The organism is Kitasatospora sp. NPDC088160 (assembly GCF_044741445.1).
GTDB lineage: Bacteria > Actinomycetota > Actinomycetes > Streptomycetales > Streptomycetaceae > Kitasatospora.
Map to the genome: position 1 here is coordinate 38,284 of NZ_JBIUSS010000001.1, position 16,136 is coordinate 54,419.

Genomic DNA, 16,136 nt, shown 5'->3' on the forward strand with positions numbered 1-16,136 from the left:
CGCCGTTGTCAGTGGCGTGTGGTTGGGTGATCCACATGCTGGCGATCGGGGTGCAGGAGAACGACGGGACGCGCCACCTCCGGGTGGAGGCGGCCGAGTTGGCGCGGCTGGTGCGGCGGATCGGCGCGAAGGGCGACCGCTTCCTGGTCGCCCAGCGGATACCGGACCTGCCGGACGTCTTCATCCAGGTGTGGCACGCCGAAGGCGGCGAGTACACGCTCGAACACCGCGACGGCTCCGCCGCCCGGCACTTCGAGGTGCGCACCGACGGTCCCGAGGCGGTCATCGCCGCGATGACGGGCTGGGCGCAGCACGAGCCGGGCTGGGGCGACGGCCTGGACTGGCAGCCGCTCGACCTGGGCCCGCAGCCGGAGCCCGCCCCGCCGCTCGACGTGCCCGCCGACGACCTGCGGCAGTTGCACGACCGGCTGCGCCTCACCCTGGCCGGCGGCTACACCACCCGCGCCGAGCTCGCCGAACTCGCCGAGGACCACCTGGTCTCCGGCGACCACCGCCCGCTCTCCCGCGACCAGGCCGAGCAACTGGCCGACCGGCTCTGGCTGGAGCGCGTCGGCGAGCAGACCGGCTGGATCGGCGAGACCGACCCGGAACGCCTCACCCGGGCCTTCGCCGCCCTGGAGGAGGCCGGCATCACCGCCCGGGAGCACTTCAGCTGCTGCGGTTCCTGCGGCGACGCCGAGATCGCCGCCGCTGGGGCACCGGACGCCCGCGGCTACGTCTACTTCCACACCCAGGCCACCGACTCCGCCGCCGCCGGCCACGGCCTCACCCTCCGCTACGGCGGCTTCGACGCCTCCCCGCTGACCACCACCGCCATCGGCCACGAGGTGGCCGCCGCGCTCACCGACGCCGGCCTGCCCGCCCGTTGGAACGCCGACCCCTCCCGCGCGATGGAGATCCGCCCGCTGCTCTGGCGCCGCCGCCTGGCCGGGTGAGGCCCGTGGCTCCGGCGGGGAGGCGGGTGGGTCACGGCACCAGGAGGTGGAGGGCGCCGGGCGCGGCGCTCACGTCGACGGGGAGGGCCGCGATGAACTCGCCGTCGGCGTAGGCGGTGATGGCGGGGGAGTCGATCCGCAGGGATGCGGTGCGGTGGGTGGTGACTTCGGGGTGGGCGGTGTGGGTGCCCTTGAAGAGGGTGGGGAAGAAGCGGGCGATGCGCAGACGGGGCATGGCGGCGACGAGGGTGAGGTCGAGGAGCCCGTCGTCGGGGAGGGCGTCGGGGCAGATGAGCATGCCGCCGCCGTAGCTGCGGGTGTTGCCGACGGCGGCCAGGGTGAGGTCGCGTTCGATGACGGTGCCGTCGGCGAGGGTGATGCGGAAGGGCAGCGGGCGCAGGTTGGCGAACTCCGCGAGGATGGCCAGGTTGTAGCGCATCCGGCCGCGGGGCCAGCGCAGGCGGTTGGCGCGGTCGCTGACCAGCGAGTCGAAGCCGGTGGCGAGGACGGAGCCGTACCAGCGGGTGGTGCCGTCGGCGGCGGTGACCAGGCCGAGGTCGACGGTTCTGGTGCGTCCGGCGGCGACGACGTCGGCGGCGGCTTCGGGGGTGGCGAGCGGGAGGCCGTACGCGCGGGCGTGGTCGTTGCCGGTGCCGGCGGGTATCACGCCGAGCGGGACGGCGGTGCCGGCGACGGCCTGGAGCGCGAGGTTGACCATGCCGTCGCCGCCGACGGCCACGACGGCGTCGACGCCGTCCGCCACGGCCCGGCGGGCGAGGCGGACGGCGTCCTCGGGGTCGCGGCCGGCGTGCCGGTCGACGTGGAGGCCGAGGGCGTGCAGACGGGCGACGGCCCGGTGGGCGGCGGGGGCGGGGGGGGCGGCGCCCGCCCCCCGGGGGGGGTGGGGGGGGCCGCGGCGGATGGGTCGCGGGCCCCCGGTCCCGGGCTCAGCTTGCCGGGGGTGTGGCTGGCCGCCGGGGCGCGGCGGGGGGCGGGGGGGGCGGGGCGGGGGGGCGGGCGCCGGGGGGGGGGGGGGGGGCCCCGGGGGGCCCGGCCGGGGGGGGGGGGGGGGGGGGGGGGCCCGCCCCCCGCCGCCGGGTTGCTGAGGACGGCCACTCGCCTGATGGCTCGCGGACCGCCGGTCACGGGATCAGCTTGCCGGGGTTGAGGATGCCCGCCGGGTCCAGTTCGGCCTTGACGGCGCGCAGGATGCGCACGCCGAGCTCGCCGATCTCGTCGCTCATCCAGGGCCGGTGGTCGGCGCCGACGGCGTGGTGGTGGGTGATGGTGCCGCCGGCGGTGACGATGGCGTCGCCGGCGGCGCGCTTGGCGGCGGCCCACCGGGTGAGCGGGTCCTCGCCGAGGGCGGCGACGACGGTGAAGTAGAGCGAGGCGCCGGTCGGGTAGACGTGCGAGACGTGGCAGAGGACGAGGGCGCCGGGCAGGGCGGTGGTGAGGGCCTCGGTGACGGCGGTCCGCAGCCGCGGGAGCCGGCTCCAACTGGCCGCGGTCTCCAGGGTTTCGCAGAGGGCGCCGGCGCTGAGCAGGGAGTCCCGCAGGTAGGGGGCGTTGAAGCGGCCGTGTTCCCAGGCCCGGGCGGGGGCTTCGCCGAGGGAGGTGGCGCCGGCGGCGAGCAGGGTGTCGCGGGTGAGCCGGTGGCGGGTGGCGACCTGTTCGGCGGTGCCTTCGAAGACGGTGACGGCGAGGCAGCCGGTGACGGCGGGGGCGCCGCCGATCTGCTCGGTCATGGCGAGGTTGACCATCGTCTCGGCCTCGTCGGAGAGCCGGATGACGGTGGGGCCGGTGCCGGCCTGCTCGACGGCGCGCAGGGCGGCACTGCCGGTGGCGAAGTCGGGCAGGCTCCAGGCCTCGTAGGCCTTGACGGCGGGCAGCGGGTGGACGCGGAGCCGGACGGCGGTGATGACGCCGAGGGTGCCTTCGGAGCCGAGGAAGAGTTCGCGCAGGTCGGGGCCGGCGGCGGAGGCGGGGGCGCGGCCGAGGTCGAGCACCCCGGCGGGGGTGACGACGCGAAGGCCGCGGACCATCTCGTCGAAGCGCCCGTGGCCGGCCGAGTCCTGGCCGGAGGAACGGGTGGCGGCGAAGCCGCCGAGGGTGGCGTAGCGGAAGCTCTGCGGGTAGTGGCCGAGTTCGTAGCCGCGCTCGGCGAGCAGGGCCTCGGCGGCGGGGCCGGTGAGGCCGGCGCCGAGGACGGCCTCGCCGGAGGTCTCGTCGAGGTCGTGGAGCCGGTCGAGGCGGCGCAGGTCGAGCGAGATGACGGCGGTGAGGCCGCCGCGTTCGGGGTCGAGGCCGCCGACGACGCTGGTGCCGCCGCCGAACGGGACGACGGCGATGCGGCGTTCGGCGCAGAGCGCGAGGACGGCGGCGATCTCCTGCTCGTCGCCGGGCAGCACGACGGCGTCGGGCGCGTCCTGAGGGGCGCGGCTGCGGCGGCGCAGCAGGTCGGGGGTGGACTTGCCGCCGGCGCGGGGGAGCCGGTCGGCGTCGGCGGCGCTGACGTTGGTCTCTCCGACGGCGGCGGCGAGGGCCTTGAGGTCGTCGGCGGTGATCCGCGAGGGGTGCAGGAGGACCTCGTCGGCGGCCGGTCCGGGGGTGGCGTCGCCGGTGACGCCGAGGGCGGCGGCGAGCAGCCCCTTGATGTCCGCGGACAGCTCCTTGGCGAGGGCCGGGTCGCCCCAGGCGTCCCACTTCATCGGGGGGAGCGGCAGCGCGGCGCCGGCCGGTCCCGCTTGCGTCTCAGGTGCCATGCGTTACAGTTTCACACATCATGTCAAGTAGTAACGCCGAGTCCCCTGGCAGTCCCGCGCGCAGCACCGACGACGCGATCCTGGACGCCGCCGCCGACCTGATCGTCCATCTCGGCGTGCGCCGAACGCAGTTGGCGGAGATCGCCCGCCGCGCCGGGGTCAGCCGGCCGACCGTCTACCGGCGCTGGCCGGACGTCCGGGCGGTGATCGGCGCCCTGCTCACCCGGGAGATCCGGGCCACCCGGGAGGGCGTCGCCCTGACGCTCGGGGGCGACGGCGCCCCGATCGGCCGGGAGGCCTTCGTCGACGGGGTCGTCGAGGTGGCCGTCCGGCTGCGGGACCACCCGGTGCTCGGCGCGCTGCTGCGCTCCTCCGACTCCGACCTGCTGCTGGAGTACGTCGTCGAGCGGCTCGGCGCCAGCCAGCGCGGCCTGCTGGAGGCGCTGCGGGCCGGCATCGAGCAGGGGCAGGCGCACGGTTCGATCCGGGCCGGGGAGCCGGTCGAACTGGCCGCCATGGTCCTGCTGATCGCCCAGTCCACCGTCCAGTCGCACCGCATGGTCGCCTCCCTGCTGTCGGAGGCCGCCTGGCGGCGCGAACTGACCAGAGCACTGAACGGATACCTCGCGCCATGACCTCGACGCCCGCCGGATCCTCCGCCGCTCACTCCGCCGCTCCCTTCGCCGGCTCCAGCCGACTCGACGCCGGCCGGCGCCAGGCGGAACTCGAAGCGCTGGGGGACCGCCCGCGGGTCGACCTGCTGGTGATCGGCGGCGGCGTCACCGGTGCCGGGGTGGCCCTGGACGCCGCCTCGCGCGGGCTGCGCACGGTGCTGGTCGAGTCCCGCGACCTGGCGTTCGGCACCAGCCGCTGGAGCTCCAAGCTGGTGCACGGCGGCCTGCGCTACCTCGCCTCCGGACGGATCGGGGTGGCCCGGGAGAGCGCGATCGAGCGCGGCGTGCTGATGACCCGCACCGCCCCGCACCTGATCCGCGCGCTGCCCCAACTGGTGCCGCTGCTCCCGGGGTTGCTGCGCCCCGGGCAGGCCTCGCTGATCCGGGTGGGCTTCCACGCCGGGGACGCGCTGCGGATCGGCGCCGGGACGCCGGGCGCGCTGCTGCCCCGGGTGCGCCGGATCGGCGCCGCGCGGACGCGGCAGCTGGTGCCGGGCGTGCGGACCGCCGGGCTGTCCGGCGCGCTGGTCGCGCACGACGGCCAACTCGTCGACGACGCCCGGCTGGTGGTGGCGCTGGCGCGAACCGCGGCGCAGTACGGCGCCACCGTGCTGACCAGGGTGCGGGCGGAGTCCGTGACCGGCAGCTGCGCCCGGCTCACCGACACCGTCACCGGGCAGTCGCTGACCGTCGAAGCCGGCGCGGTGGTCAACGCCACCGGCGTCTGGGCGGGCGAGGTGGACCCGTCGATCAGGCTGCGCCCCAGCCGGGGCACCCACCTCCTGGTGGACGCCGCCGCGCTCGGCCACCCGACCGCGGCGCTCACCGTGCCGGTGCCCGGTTCGACCAGCCGCTTCGTCTTCGCGCTGCCCCAGCAACTCGGCCGGGTGGCGATCGGGCTGACCGACGAGGACGCGCCCGGTCCGATCCCGGACGAGCCGCAGCCCGCCGAGGGGGAGCTCGCCTTCCTGCTCGACACCGTCAACGCCGCCCTGAGCACCGCGCTGACCAGGGCGGACGTGCGCGGCGCGTACGCGGGGCTGCGGCCGCTGATCGACACCGGGGGCGGCAGCACCGCCGACATCTCCCGGGAGCACGCGGTGCTGGAGTCGCCGTCCGGGCTGGTCACGGTGGTCGGCGGCAAGCTCACCACCTACCGGCGGATGGCCGAGGACGCGGTGGACGCCGCCGTGCGGCTGCGCGGCCTGCCGGCCCGGGCCTGCTGGACGGCCCGCCTGCCGCTGGTCGGCGCCCCGGCCCACCGGGACAGCCGCCCGCTCCCGGCGGGCGCCGTGCCCGGCTCGCTGCTCGCCCGCCACGGCGGATCGTCCCAGGAGGTGGTGGCCGCCGGGGAGTTGACGCCGATCGCGGAAGGCCTGGACGTGACGCGCGCCGAGGTCGCCTACGCTGTCACGCACGAGGGCGCGTTGGACGTCGCCGACGTGCTCGACCGCCGGACCAGGATCGGCCTGGTCGCCGAGGACGCCGAGCGGGCCCGGAAGGCGGTCGAGGAGATCGTGGCGCAGCGCCTGTAGCGGGCGGGCGGAGGGCTCAGCGCGCCGCGCGCTCCGGCATCGGGTGCTCGGCTCCCGCGACCTCCAGGACGCAGGAGTACGGGTGCTCGGCCGCGCCCGTGCGGTCCAGCCGCACCGAGAGCGGCAGCGGCGGCTCCTCGGCGAGCTGGGCGGCGAGCGTCAGCGGGTAGACGCCGTGCCCGTGGACGCGGTGGAAGGCGCACTCCTTGCCGTCCACCAGCAACTCGGTCTCGGTGATCCAGCCGGAGCGGACGTTGACGGTGACCGAGTGCCCGGCCTGGTCGAAGTGGAAGCTGTACCGCTGGCGCATGGGGAACCTCCCGCGCGGGGGCCGCCGGTCGGGGCGGACCAGGGGATCCACCGCCAGTCTAGGGCGTGTCTTCCAACCCCCGCCTGCGCGGCGGCGTGGGGGCGGTGCGGGCCGGGGTGATGGGTGGTTCCCGGTGGAACCCCTGAGAAATCCCCGGGGTGGGGCCCGACCGCAGGTGGATTCCCGTGATCTCTACAGTGTTGTAGATTCGTCCGCAGGGAGAGATCGAGGAGGGCATTGTGGGAGTTTCACTGGCCAAGGGCGGCAACGTCTCGCTGAGCAAGGAGGCGCCCGGTCTGAGCGCCGTGATCGTGGGTCTCGGCTGGGACGTGCGCACCACCACGGGCGCCGACTACGACCTGGACGCCAGTGCGCTGCTCTGCAACGCGCTCGGCAAGGTGGTCTCGGACCAGCACTTCGTCTTCTTCAACAACCTGCGCAGCCCCGACGGTTCGGTCGAGCACAGCGGCGACAACCTGACCGGTGGCGGCGACGGCGACGACGAGCAGATCAAGGTCGACCTGGCGCGGGTGCCGGCCGACGTGGCGAAGGTGGTCTTCCCGGTGTCGATCTACGACGCCGACGCCCGGCTGCAGAACTTCGGGCAGGTCCGCAACGCGTTCATCCGGGTGCTGAACCAGGCCAACGGCCAGGAGATCGCCCGCTACGACCTCAGCGAGGACGCGTCCACGGAGACCGCGATGGTCTTCGGTGAGCTGTACCGCAACGGCGCGGAGTGGAAGTTCCGCGCGATAGGGCAGGGTTACGCCTCCGGTCTGCGCGGCATCGCGACCGACTACGGCGTCAACGTCTGATCGCGGCAGGTGGATCGCGGCAGGTGATCTGACGGGGTTTCGGCGGCCACCGGCCTTTGCGGCCCACGCTCACTCGGGACGCCCGAGGGCGTGGCCGCCGAAACCCCCGCTGCCGGTCAGCTGACGGCGCCACCAGGCGTCCATCCCCGGTCCGTCCATGGCCGACCAGTCCGGTGCGGCGGCGACCTGCTCCCGGCCGAGCCGTCGGCCCAGTTCCACCAGCTCCCGCCCGACCACGCCCCGCTCCTGGTCGTACGCGGCCAGCAGGGCCGGCCAGGACCCGCCGTCCGTGGCGGCGGCCCGCCCGGCCTGCTCGAAGGCGTGCGCGTCCTGCAAGGCCTTCACGGCGCCGCTGGTGTTGTGCGGGCGGACGACGGTGGCCGCGTCCCCGCCGAGGAGCAGCCGGCCGGCCGTGCGGCGCGGGGTCTCCAGGTCGTAGACGGGCTGGAGGAAGGTCCGCTCGCGCGGGGTGAGGGTGACCAGGGCGGCCCAGTACGGCGGCAGGTGCCGTTCGGCGAGCTGGCGCAGGTCGTCCAGCCGCCCGTCGGTGAGGGTGCCCGCCGGGATGCTGGTCGGGCCGTCGAGGCGCAGCCAGGCGGGGGTGGGCGCGTAGAAGACCCAGTTCACCTGGGTGGTGCCGGGGGTGAGCCCGGGGATGCGGTAGATCACGACCTGGCCGCCGGGGTAGCAGACGGTGGCGCACTCGTCCTCCGGCCAGGCCGCGGCCCCGCCGGGCAGCTCCGCCAGCAGTGCGGCGTCGTAGCTGCCGCGCCAGCACACGTACCCGGCGTATGCGGGTCGGGCCTGCGGGCAGACCGCCGCGCGGACCACCGAGCGGTAGCCGTCGGCGCCGATCACCAGGTCGTACGGTTCGCGGGTGCCGTCGGGGCCGGCCGTCCAGGCGCCGTCCCGGTCGGTGCCGGCCGCGGTGACGGTGTGGCCTTGCCGGAACTCGACCCGGTCGGGGGTGCGTTCGCGCAGGGCCTGCCAGAGGACGGCCCAGTGGTGGGAGTGGAACGGCATCGGCTGGTTCCAGAGCACCCGCCCGCGCCCGTCCGGTCCGTCGCCGCCGCGGTCCTCGGCCGTCTCCCGGGTGACCCAGCGGCGGACGGTGAGGCGGTGGCGGCGGACGCCGTCGTGGAGGTGGCCGGCGTGGACCAGTTCGTCGAAGCGGTCGTCGTTGATGCAGATCCCGACGCCGCGGTCCTCCAACTGGCCCTCGCTGCGTTCCAGGGCCACGATCCGGTCCGCTCCCAGCCGGGCGGCGGCCCCGGCGAAGGCGCTTCCGGCGATGCTGCCGCCGATCACGGCTATCGAGCTATCCCGCATGGCGGTCCTCTCCCAGCTGCCCACACTACCGATCTGACAATACGCGGATCATGTCCGCGAGTTGGTGGGAACCGGCAGAGCGCGGGGCCTCGGCCCGCGGCCCCCTTATGCAACTAGTTGCACATCGAGCCGCCGTCCCCTACTCTGCGGTAACACCGACCCCCGCCGCCCCCAGGAGACGTCGATGAGCGCGTCGATGAGCACCACCCCCGGCAGCAGCCGCTACCCGCACCTGCTCAGCCCGCTCGACCTCGGCTTCACCACCCTGCCCAACCGCGTCGTCATGGGCTCCATGCACGTCGGCCTGGAGGAGGCCCCCGACGGCTACCGGCGGATGGCCGAGTTCTACGCCGAGCGGGCCCGCGGCGGCGTCGGCCTCATCGTCACCGGCGGCATCGCCCCCAACGAGGCCGGGCGCCCCTGGGAGGGCGGCGCGATGCTCACCACCGGGGCCGAAGCCGACCGCCACCGCGTCGTCACCGACGCCGTGCACGCCGCCGGCGGGAAGATCGCCCTGCAGATCCTGCACTTCGGCCGCTACGCCTACCACCGCGACCTGGTCGCCCCCAGCGCCCTCCAGGCCCCGATCAGTCCCTTCGTCCCGCACGAGCTCACCGCCGCACAGGTCGAGCAGACCATCCAGGACTTCGTCCGCTGCGCCGAACTCGCCCGCCGCGCCGGGTACGACGGCGTCGAGATCATGGGCTCCGAGGGCTACCTGATCAACGAGTTCGTCGTCGCGGCCACCAACCGGCGCGAGGACGAATGGGGCGGCCCGTACGAGCGCCGGATGCGCTTCCCGGTGGAGATCGTCCGCCGGGTCCGCGAGCGGGTCGGCGAGGACTTCATCATCGTCTACCGCCTCTCCATGCTCGACCTGGTGCCCGGCGGCTCCACCCTCGACGAGGTCGTCCGCCTCGCCCAGGCCGTCGAGGCCGCCGGGGCGACCATCATCAACACCGGCATCGGCTGGCACGAGGCCCGCATCCCCACCATCGCCACCTCCGTGCCGCGCGGCGCCTTCGCCTGGGCGACCAGGAAGGTGATGGGCACCGTCGGCATCCCGCTGGTCACCACCAACCGCATCAACACACCGGAAATCGCCGAGCAGTTGCTCGCCGACGGCTGCGCCGACCTGGTCTCGCTGGCCCGCCCGCTGCTCGCCGACGCCGACTTCGTCGCCAAGGCGGAGGACGGCCGCGCCGACGCCATCAACACCTGCATCGGCTGCAACCAGGCCTGCCTCGACCACACCTTCAGCGGCCTGATCACCTCCTGCCTGGTCAACCCGCGCGCCTGCCACGAGACCGAACTCGTGCTCACGCCCACCAGGTCGCGCAAGCGCATCGGCGTCGTCGGAGCCGGCCCGGCCGGGCTCGCCTTCGCCGTCTCCGCCGCCGAACGCGGCCACGACGTCACCCTGTTCGACGCCGCCGCGGCGATCGGCGGGCAGCTGAACACCGCCCGGCTCGTGCCCGGCAAGGAGGAGTTCGACGAGACGCTGCGCTACTACCGCACCCGGCTCGCCGAGTTGGCCGTCACCCAGCGCCTCGGCACCACCGCCACCGCCGACCGGCTCGCCGCCGAGAACTTCGACGAACTCGTCCTCGCCGCCGGCGTCACCCCGCGAACCCCCGGCGACCTGCCGGGAGTTGACCACCCCAGCGTCGTCGGCTACCTCGACGTCCTGCGCGACGGCGCCCCCGTCGGCGAGCGGGTCGCCATCCTCGGCGCGGGCGGCATCGGCTTCGACGTGGCAGGCTTCCTCACCGACCAGGGGGACGCGGCCAGCCTCGACCCGGCCGTGTTCCAGGCCAAGTGGGGCATCGACCCGGAGTACCGCGAGCGCGGCGGACTGCGCCGCCCCGAGCGGCCCGCACCGCCGCGCGCCGTCCACCTGCTCCAGCGCAAGACCAGCAAGGTCGGTGCCGGGCTCGGCAAGACCACCGGCTGGATCCACCGCACCGAACTCCGGCACCGCGGCGTCACCATGGTCGCCGGCGCGACGTACGACCTGATCGACGACGCCGGCCTGCACTTCACCGTCGACGGCGAGCGCCAACTGCTGCCCGTGGACACCGTGGTGCTCTGCACCGGCCAGGAGCCGCGCCGCGACCTCTACGAGGCGCTGCGCGAGCGCGGCCTGGAGGCCCACCTGATCGGCGGCGCCGACGTCGCCGCCGAACTCGACGCCAAGCGGGCCATCAAGCAGGGCACCGAACTGGCCGCCGCGATCTGACCCTTCCTTGCGCGCTGGGTCCCTGTTCGGCCGGACAGGACCTGGGCACGCCTTGGGCACGCCCTAGGATCGACGGCATGTCGCTGCCGCACGCCATCCTCACCGCCCTGCTGGAGAAACCGTCCTCGGGGCTGGAGCTGACCCGGCGCTTCGACAAGTCGATCGGCTTCTTCTGGCCCGCCACCCACCAGCAGATCTACCGCGAACTGGGCCGGCTGGAGGCCTCCGGGCAGATCCGGGCCCTCCCGCCGTCCGGCCCCGTCCGCGGGCAGAAGAAGGAGTACGAGGTCCTGCCCGAGGGCCGTGCCGAACTCGCCCGCTGGACGGCCGAGGGCGCCGAGCCGCGCGCCGTCCGCGAACCGCTGCTGCTACGGCTGCGCGCCGCCGCGGTGGTCGGCACGGACGGCCTGGCGGCCGAGGTGCGGCGGCACCTGGCGCTGCACCGCGCGCAGTTGGACGACTACCGGGAGATCGAGCGGCACGACTTCCCGGCCGAGGCGACGGCCGGGGAGAACCGCCTCCAGCACGCCGTGCTGCGGGCGGGCATCGGGCTGGAGGCCTTCTGGGTGCAGTGGCTCGCCGAAACCCTCGAAACCCTCGAAGCGCTCGAAACCCCCGGCCCGCCCCCGGCGGACCAGGGGGACCAGCCGGACCAGGGGGTCTGACCTGCGGCGATCCGCGCCCGCGAGCCCCTTGCCAGGCCCGGTGGGACACTGGTGCCTGTCCCTGCCCGCACCCTCGACCGGGGGGCCCGCATGTCCCACCCGAAGCCGCTCCACGCCCTCGCCGCCGCCGCCCTCGCCGCGGCGGTCGCCTTGGGCCCGGCCCACCTCGCCGCGGCCGCGACGCCCGGCCAGTCCGTCCAGGGCCTGCCCACCTCCGACCAACTCACCGCGGCCCTGCTCACCGTCGACGACGTCGGCCCAGGCTTCACCCAGGTCCCCAGCACGGCCAGCCCCAGCGCCGGCCCCAGTACGATGCCCTCCCCGGCCAACGGCTGCGACGCCCTCAGCGACCTGATCAACATGCACACCGGCATTCCCGGCCCCGAGACCCCGCACGCCGAGGCCGAACTGGACGGCCCGGGCGGCAACCCGATGGTGACCGAGTCCCTCACCGCCGAGGACGCGGGAAAGCTCACCACCGACCTCGACGCCGCCACCGCGGCCCTCAAGAGCTGCCACACCATCACCTTCAACGCCGGCACCAACGACTCGGTGACCTTCACCGTCACCCCGGTCACCCTCGGCGACCGCCAGGACGCGCCCGCCGTCCGCCTCGACGGCACCCTGGCCGGCGTCCAACTGAACGCCTTCGTCGGCGTCGAGCGCTTCGGCACCGTCGGCATGGCCTTCGGCTTCTTCCAGCGCGGCGGCGACTCCCCCCAACTGGCCTCCTTCCAGTACCGCGCCGCCGTCGCCAAGGTCCAGCGCGCCCTCGGCACCACCGCCGGCAGCACCACCCCGCCCACCGCCACGGCCCCCGTCACCCAGGGCACCTCGGTCTGAGCCGGACAACGCGACAGCCCCCGTCGGGCAGGCAGCCCGACGGGGGCCGCGGCGTGCGGGGGCGCCGGTGCTGAGCGGATCGGCGCGCTGTTCGCCGACTACACGCCGGACGAGATCGCGGTGATCGCCGACTGGTTCACCCGGGCCAAGGGGGTGCTGGGGGAGTCGCTGGACGAGATCCGGGCCGAAACGCCGTAGCGGCCGGCCCCGGGGAGGGGCCGGCCGCCACGGTCGCGGGTTCACGGCAAGTAGGTCACCTCGGGGAAGGCCGCGGACGGGCCGTCGAGGAGGCGGCTGGCACGGTGCCGCAGGTGCAGGTCGAAGAAGGCCACCGGGTACGCCTGCTGGATCTTCACCGCGCGGGCCGGGTCGAGGGTGCCGATCATGCCCCGGACCTGCTCGTCGGTCAGGCCGAGGAGCTTCGCGGCCTGCGGGATCAGCACCTGGTTGTCGCCGTACGAGACGTGCACGGCGCCCTGGGCCTGGACATCGAGGCGCCAGCCGCGCAGGTGCGGCCAGAACTCGGCGACGTCCGGCTGGCCGGCCCGGGTGAACGCGGCGGTCATCATCATGAACGGCCGGTCCAGGTCGGTGGTGATGGTCGGCTGCATCGGGCCGTCCAGGCTCAGCCCGGCGCGGACGCGCCGGTCGGTGAGCATGGTGTAGGCGGTGGCCGTACCGCCCTTCGACCAGCCGAACATGCCGATCCGGTCCGGGTCGAGGGCGTGCAGCAGCCCGGCGGGCAGCGGCCTGCCGTCGACGTCGGGGTTGCGCCCGGCGGCGAGGGCCTCGACCTGGTCGAGGAGGAAGCGGATGTCCGCGGCGAAGTCCTTCGGCCCCATCGGGACGCTCCGGTCCGGGGTGAGGACCAGGCCGTCGGGGAACTCGGTGATCGCGTCGCGGGTGTGGTCGACGGTGACCACCACGTAGCCGTGGCTGGCGAGTTCCTGGACCATCACGGTGTGGTCGGCGCGGTGGCTGTGCGCGCCGTGCGAGTAGACGACGACGGGCAGGCGGCGGCCCGCGCGGTGGACCGGGGCGCCCACGCGGCCGGAGGTGAGCGGGGCGAGGGCGGGGTCGATGGCGAAGCCCGTGTCCGCGAGGAACGCCCGCAGTGCGCCGTCGGCCATCCAGGGCGCGAGCGGGTGCTCACCGGCCTCGCGAGCGGGGTACCAGACGCTCGCCATCAGCTCGCGGAACCGGCCCGGGCCGGCCAGCGGGTCCGGGCGGGAGGCGTCGAGCAGGTGCAGCGGGACGGTGCCCACGGGGTGCGGCCCGGTGGGCTCGGGCAGGGTGAGGCGCGCCGGGCCGCCGGTGGCGGTGGTGGCGGCGGGCGTGGTGGTCCCGGGGGTGGTGGTCCCGCCCGCCGCCCACGCGGGGCGGGCGAGGGCGAGCGGTGCGGCGGCCCCGGTGGCCCCGGCGGCCAGTGCGGCCCCCAGCAGGCGGCGGCGCGTCATGGCGTGTCGGCTCGTGAACGGCGTGGTGGTCATGGGCCCTCCCTGGGTGTGCTGGACAGAACCGGGCCGAGGCGCGCGGTCTTCGCAGGTGCGGCCGTCGTTCGACACCGGACCTCCGGGGAAGCGCCCCTGACGGACCGTCCGATGGATCTCCGTGCACCTGAGCGGAAGGCTGTCATCGCGGCGCACCCGGCCACATCCGACCACCGGATGACAGTGCGGCCGGGCGCATTGGCCTGGGGGTTTACATCCGTGGGCTGATGCGGCGGCGCGCCGGGGCGGGGCGGCGCATAGCGTTCACGTGCAATCCAATGCAACGGTCGGCGCGACTGACGTTGCGTTAAATCTGCAACTGTTGCAACGATAATGAGGCATTGACCTGCGATTATGCTGATTGTACGCAACATGACTGTTGCCAGGAATCTTGAAGGCAACGTAGCGTTTCCGTTGTCAGAAACAACGAGCCGCAGGAGAGCATCATGCAGAAGTTCGCCACCCCCGCCCCGGTCTCCACCGTCCTCGACATCCCCGCCGGGCGCATCCGGTTCATCGCCGCCGACCGGGCCGACACCACGGTCGAGGTCCTGCCCGCCGACGCCTCGAAGAGCCGCGACGTGAAGGCGGCGGAGCGGACCACCGTCGAATACGCCGACGGCGTCCTGCGGATCGAGGCGGCGGCGGCCGAGAACCGGATCCTCGGCCAGTCCGGCACCGTCGAGGTGACCGTCCAACTGCCCGCCGGCTCCCGCATCCAGGCGAAGACGGCCAGCGCCGAACTCCGGGGCGTCGGGCGCCTCGGCGACGTCACCTTCGAAGGCGCGCAGGCCTCGGTCAAGCTCGACGAGACCGCCGGCGCCCACCTCGCCGTCCTCGCCGGCGACATCTCCGTCGGCCGCCTCAACGGCCCCGCCGAGATCACCACCGCCAAGGGCGACATCCACATCACCGAAGCCGTGCACGGCACGATCACGCTGCGCACCGAGGCCGGCGACGTCTCCGTCGGCGCAGCCCGCGGAGTCTCCGCCTCCCTGGACGCCGGCACCACCTACGGCCGGATCCACAACGCGCTCAAGAACGCCGACGGCGCCGCCGCCGGCCTGAGCATCCACGCGACCACCGCCTACGGCGACATCACCGCCCGCAGTCTCTGACGCGGCACCGCTCACCCACCCCTGAACTGCGCCGCGCACATCCCACCGCGAGACGAGGAACGACCATGACCAGCACCCTCCACACCGTCGAGAACGACACCGCCCAGGACCGCCCGGAACTGCAGCAGGCCACCCAGGAGTTCGTCGACGCCGGCTTCGCCGGGATACAGCTGCGCGTGCACGACGAGCGCGGGGAGTGGGTCGGCAGCGCCGGGGTGCGCAAGCTGGGCGAGGCCGCGAAGCCGTCGGTGGACGGGAAGTTCTGGGTCGGCAGCACCACCAAGACCTTCGTCGCGACCCTGGTGCTGCACCTGGTGGCCGACGGCGCCATCGGGCTGGACACCCCGGTGGCCGACCACCTGCCGCAGTTCGGGCTGGACCGGCGGATCACCGTGCGGATGCTGCTCCAGCACACCAGCGGATTGGCCAGCTACACCGGCGACCTCGAACCCGACGGGACGTTCGTACCGGGGATCCCCGCGATGGGCAAGGAGTGGGTGGACAACCGGTTCCACAGCTACCGGCCCGGGGAACTCGTGCAGTTCGCCCTCTCCAGGCCGGCACGGTTCGAACCGGGCGCCGACCAGAGTTACTCCAACACCAACTACACGCTGGCCGTGCTCCTGATCGAGCAGGCCACCGGCCGCCCGTACGCCGAGGAGATGCGGCGGCGGATCCTGCGGCCGCTCGGACTGCGGGACACCGTGGTGCCCGGCGACTCGCCGGAGCTCCCCCGGCCGCACGCCCACGGCTACTACCGCTACCAGGACGGCGACCAGTGGAAGGTGGCCGACGTCGCCCGCCAGAACCTCTCCCTCCTGGTCGGCGCCGGCGACCTGATCTCGACCACCCGGGATCTCCACACGTTCTTCGCCGCACTCCTGGGCGGCACGCTCCTGCCCGCCCCGCTGCTGGACGAGATGCGCACGCCGCACGGGATGCTCGGCTACGGCCTGGGCCTGTTCGTCCAGGACCTCGGCCCGGACGGCGGCACCATCGTCCACCACAACGGCGGCGCCCCCGGGGGCTACGGGGCACTGATGATCGGCACCCCCGACGGCAGCAAGATCCTGACCGCCGGACTGACCACCGGCGACTCCGCATCCGACCCGGCGCAGGAGTTCCCGAAGGCGCTGGACCGGCTCATCAAGGCGGTGTTCGGCGGCGGCGAGCGGGCCGAGGGCTGACGGAGTGCGGTTTCGGCGTGAGGAGTGAAGCGGAGCGGCGCAATAGAGCCAATGGAAACTCAAGTCCAGCTCACCATTGGGAAATTGACTCTATGTCAAATGCCGAGTAGCGCCGACGCCGTAGCGGCCCGGGCCGCCGACGAAACCTTCGCCGGCCCGGAGGAAACGGCGGCGCCCTGGACGTATGCTGACCACGGATTCGGTGAGTGC

At 74.3% G+C, this 16,136-nt stretch carries 14 protein-coding genes; 9 read left to right on the top strand and 5 right to left on the bottom strand.

The genetic code is table 11. The annotated features are described in order from the left end of the window. The first annotated feature begins 35 nt into the window (after positions 1-35). Positions 36-956 (top strand): DUF6891 domain-containing protein, encoded by a 921-nt coding sequence (locus ACIOGZ_RS00145; RefSeq protein ID WP_363579677.1) that lies wholly within the window; start codon positions 36-38, stop codon positions 954-956. 31 nt (positions 957-987) lie between these two features. On the opposite strand, the gene ACIOGZ_RS00150 is transcribed toward ACIOGZ_RS00145, so the two are convergent. After that, positions 988-1,878 carry a diacylglycerol kinase gene (locus tag ACIOGZ_RS00150; protein ID WP_400984470.1) on the bottom strand — a complete coding sequence of 297 codons (891 nt, stop codon included), beginning with the start codon at positions 1,876-1,878 and terminating at the stop codon, positions 988-990. Positions 1,879-2,098: 220 nt separating this feature from the next. Beyond that, positions 2,099-3,721, bottom strand: coding sequence for an FAD-binding oxidoreductase (locus tag ACIOGZ_RS00155; protein WP_400984110.1), 1,623 nt, complete (start codon positions 3,719-3,721; stop codon positions 2,099-2,101). Between the two features lie 20 nt (positions 3,722-3,741). On the opposite strand from ACIOGZ_RS00155, the gene ACIOGZ_RS00160 reads away from it, so the two are divergent. Together ACIOGZ_RS00160 and ACIOGZ_RS00165 are read left to right on the top strand one after the other, a co-directional pair. Next, positions 3,742-4,356, top strand: a complete 615-nt coding sequence (locus ACIOGZ_RS00160; protein WP_400984112.1) for a TetR/AcrR family transcriptional regulator — start codon at positions 3,742-3,744, stop codon at positions 4,354-4,356. After that, entirely contained in the window at positions 4,353-5,930 is a 1,578-nt protein-coding gene (locus ACIOGZ_RS00165; protein ID WP_400984115.1) for a glycerol-3-phosphate dehydrogenase/oxidase, read from the top strand. Before ACIOGZ_RS00160 ends, ACIOGZ_RS00165 begins: the two co-directional genes overlap by 4 nt. Positions 5,931-5,946: 16 nt before the next feature. Here the strand turns inward: ACIOGZ_RS00165 and ACIOGZ_RS00170 are convergent, their stop codons facing one another. Continuing rightward, positions 5,947-6,240, bottom strand: coding sequence for a hypothetical protein (locus tag ACIOGZ_RS00170; RefSeq protein ID WP_063349769.1), 294 nt, complete (start codon positions 6,238-6,240; stop codon positions 5,947-5,949). Positions 6,241-6,479: 239 nt separating this feature from the next. Between ACIOGZ_RS00170 and ACIOGZ_RS00175 the strand changes: the two genes are divergently transcribed. Beyond that, positions 6,480-7,055: a TerD family protein gene (locus ACIOGZ_RS00175; protein WP_350883073.1), complete on the top strand. Its 576-nt coding sequence runs from the start codon at positions 6,480-6,482 to the stop codon at positions 7,053-7,055. A gap of 69 nt (positions 7,056-7,124) precedes the next feature. On the opposite strand, the gene ACIOGZ_RS00180 is transcribed toward ACIOGZ_RS00175, so the two are convergent. Further along, entirely contained in the window at positions 7,125-8,384 is a 1,260-nt protein-coding gene (locus tag ACIOGZ_RS00180) for an FAD-dependent monooxygenase (RefSeq protein WP_400984118.1), read from the bottom strand. Positions 8,385-8,568: 184 nt separating this feature from the next. Here ACIOGZ_RS00180 and ACIOGZ_RS00185 point away from each other — a divergent pair, with 184 nt between their 5' ends. The 3 genes from ACIOGZ_RS00185 (at position 8,569) to ACIOGZ_RS00195 (ending at position 12,131) form a co-directional block, all read left to right on the top strand. Next, a complete protein-coding gene (locus tag ACIOGZ_RS00185) occupies positions 8,569-10,623 on the top strand; it encodes an FAD-dependent oxidoreductase (protein WP_400984121.1) in 2,055 nt (684 codons plus the stop codon). A gap of 77 nt (positions 10,624-10,700) precedes the next feature. Next, positions 10,701-11,288 (top strand): PadR family transcriptional regulator, encoded by a 588-nt coding sequence (locus ACIOGZ_RS00190; protein ID WP_400984124.1) that lies wholly within the window; start codon positions 10,701-10,703, stop codon positions 11,286-11,288. A gap of 90 nt (positions 11,289-11,378) precedes the next feature. Further along, a complete protein-coding gene (locus ACIOGZ_RS00195; RefSeq protein ID WP_400984127.1) occupies positions 11,379-12,131 on the top strand; it encodes a hypothetical protein in 753 nt (250 codons plus the stop codon). Between the two features lie 239 nt (positions 12,132-12,370). On the opposite strand, the gene ACIOGZ_RS00200 is transcribed toward ACIOGZ_RS00195, so the two are convergent. Continuing rightward, positions 12,371-13,621 carry an alpha/beta hydrolase family protein gene (locus ACIOGZ_RS00200; protein WP_400984130.1) on the bottom strand — a complete coding sequence of 417 codons (1,251 nt, stop codon included), beginning with the start codon at positions 13,619-13,621 and terminating at the stop codon, positions 12,371-12,373. A gap of 446 nt (positions 13,622-14,067) precedes the next feature. Here ACIOGZ_RS00200 and ACIOGZ_RS00205 point away from each other — a divergent pair, with 446 nt between their 5' ends. Together ACIOGZ_RS00205 and ACIOGZ_RS00210 are read left to right on the top strand one after the other, a co-directional pair. Beyond that, positions 14,068-14,739 (top strand): DUF4097 family beta strand repeat-containing protein, encoded by a 672-nt coding sequence (locus ACIOGZ_RS00205; RefSeq protein WP_363579637.1) that lies wholly within the window; start codon positions 14,068-14,070, stop codon positions 14,737-14,739. Positions 14,740-14,804: 65 nt separating this feature from the next. Continuing rightward, entirely contained in the window at positions 14,805-15,926 is a 1,122-nt protein-coding gene (locus tag ACIOGZ_RS00210) for a serine hydrolase domain-containing protein (protein ID WP_400984133.1), read from the top strand. The last annotated feature ends 210 nt before the right edge of the window (positions 15,927-16,136 follow it).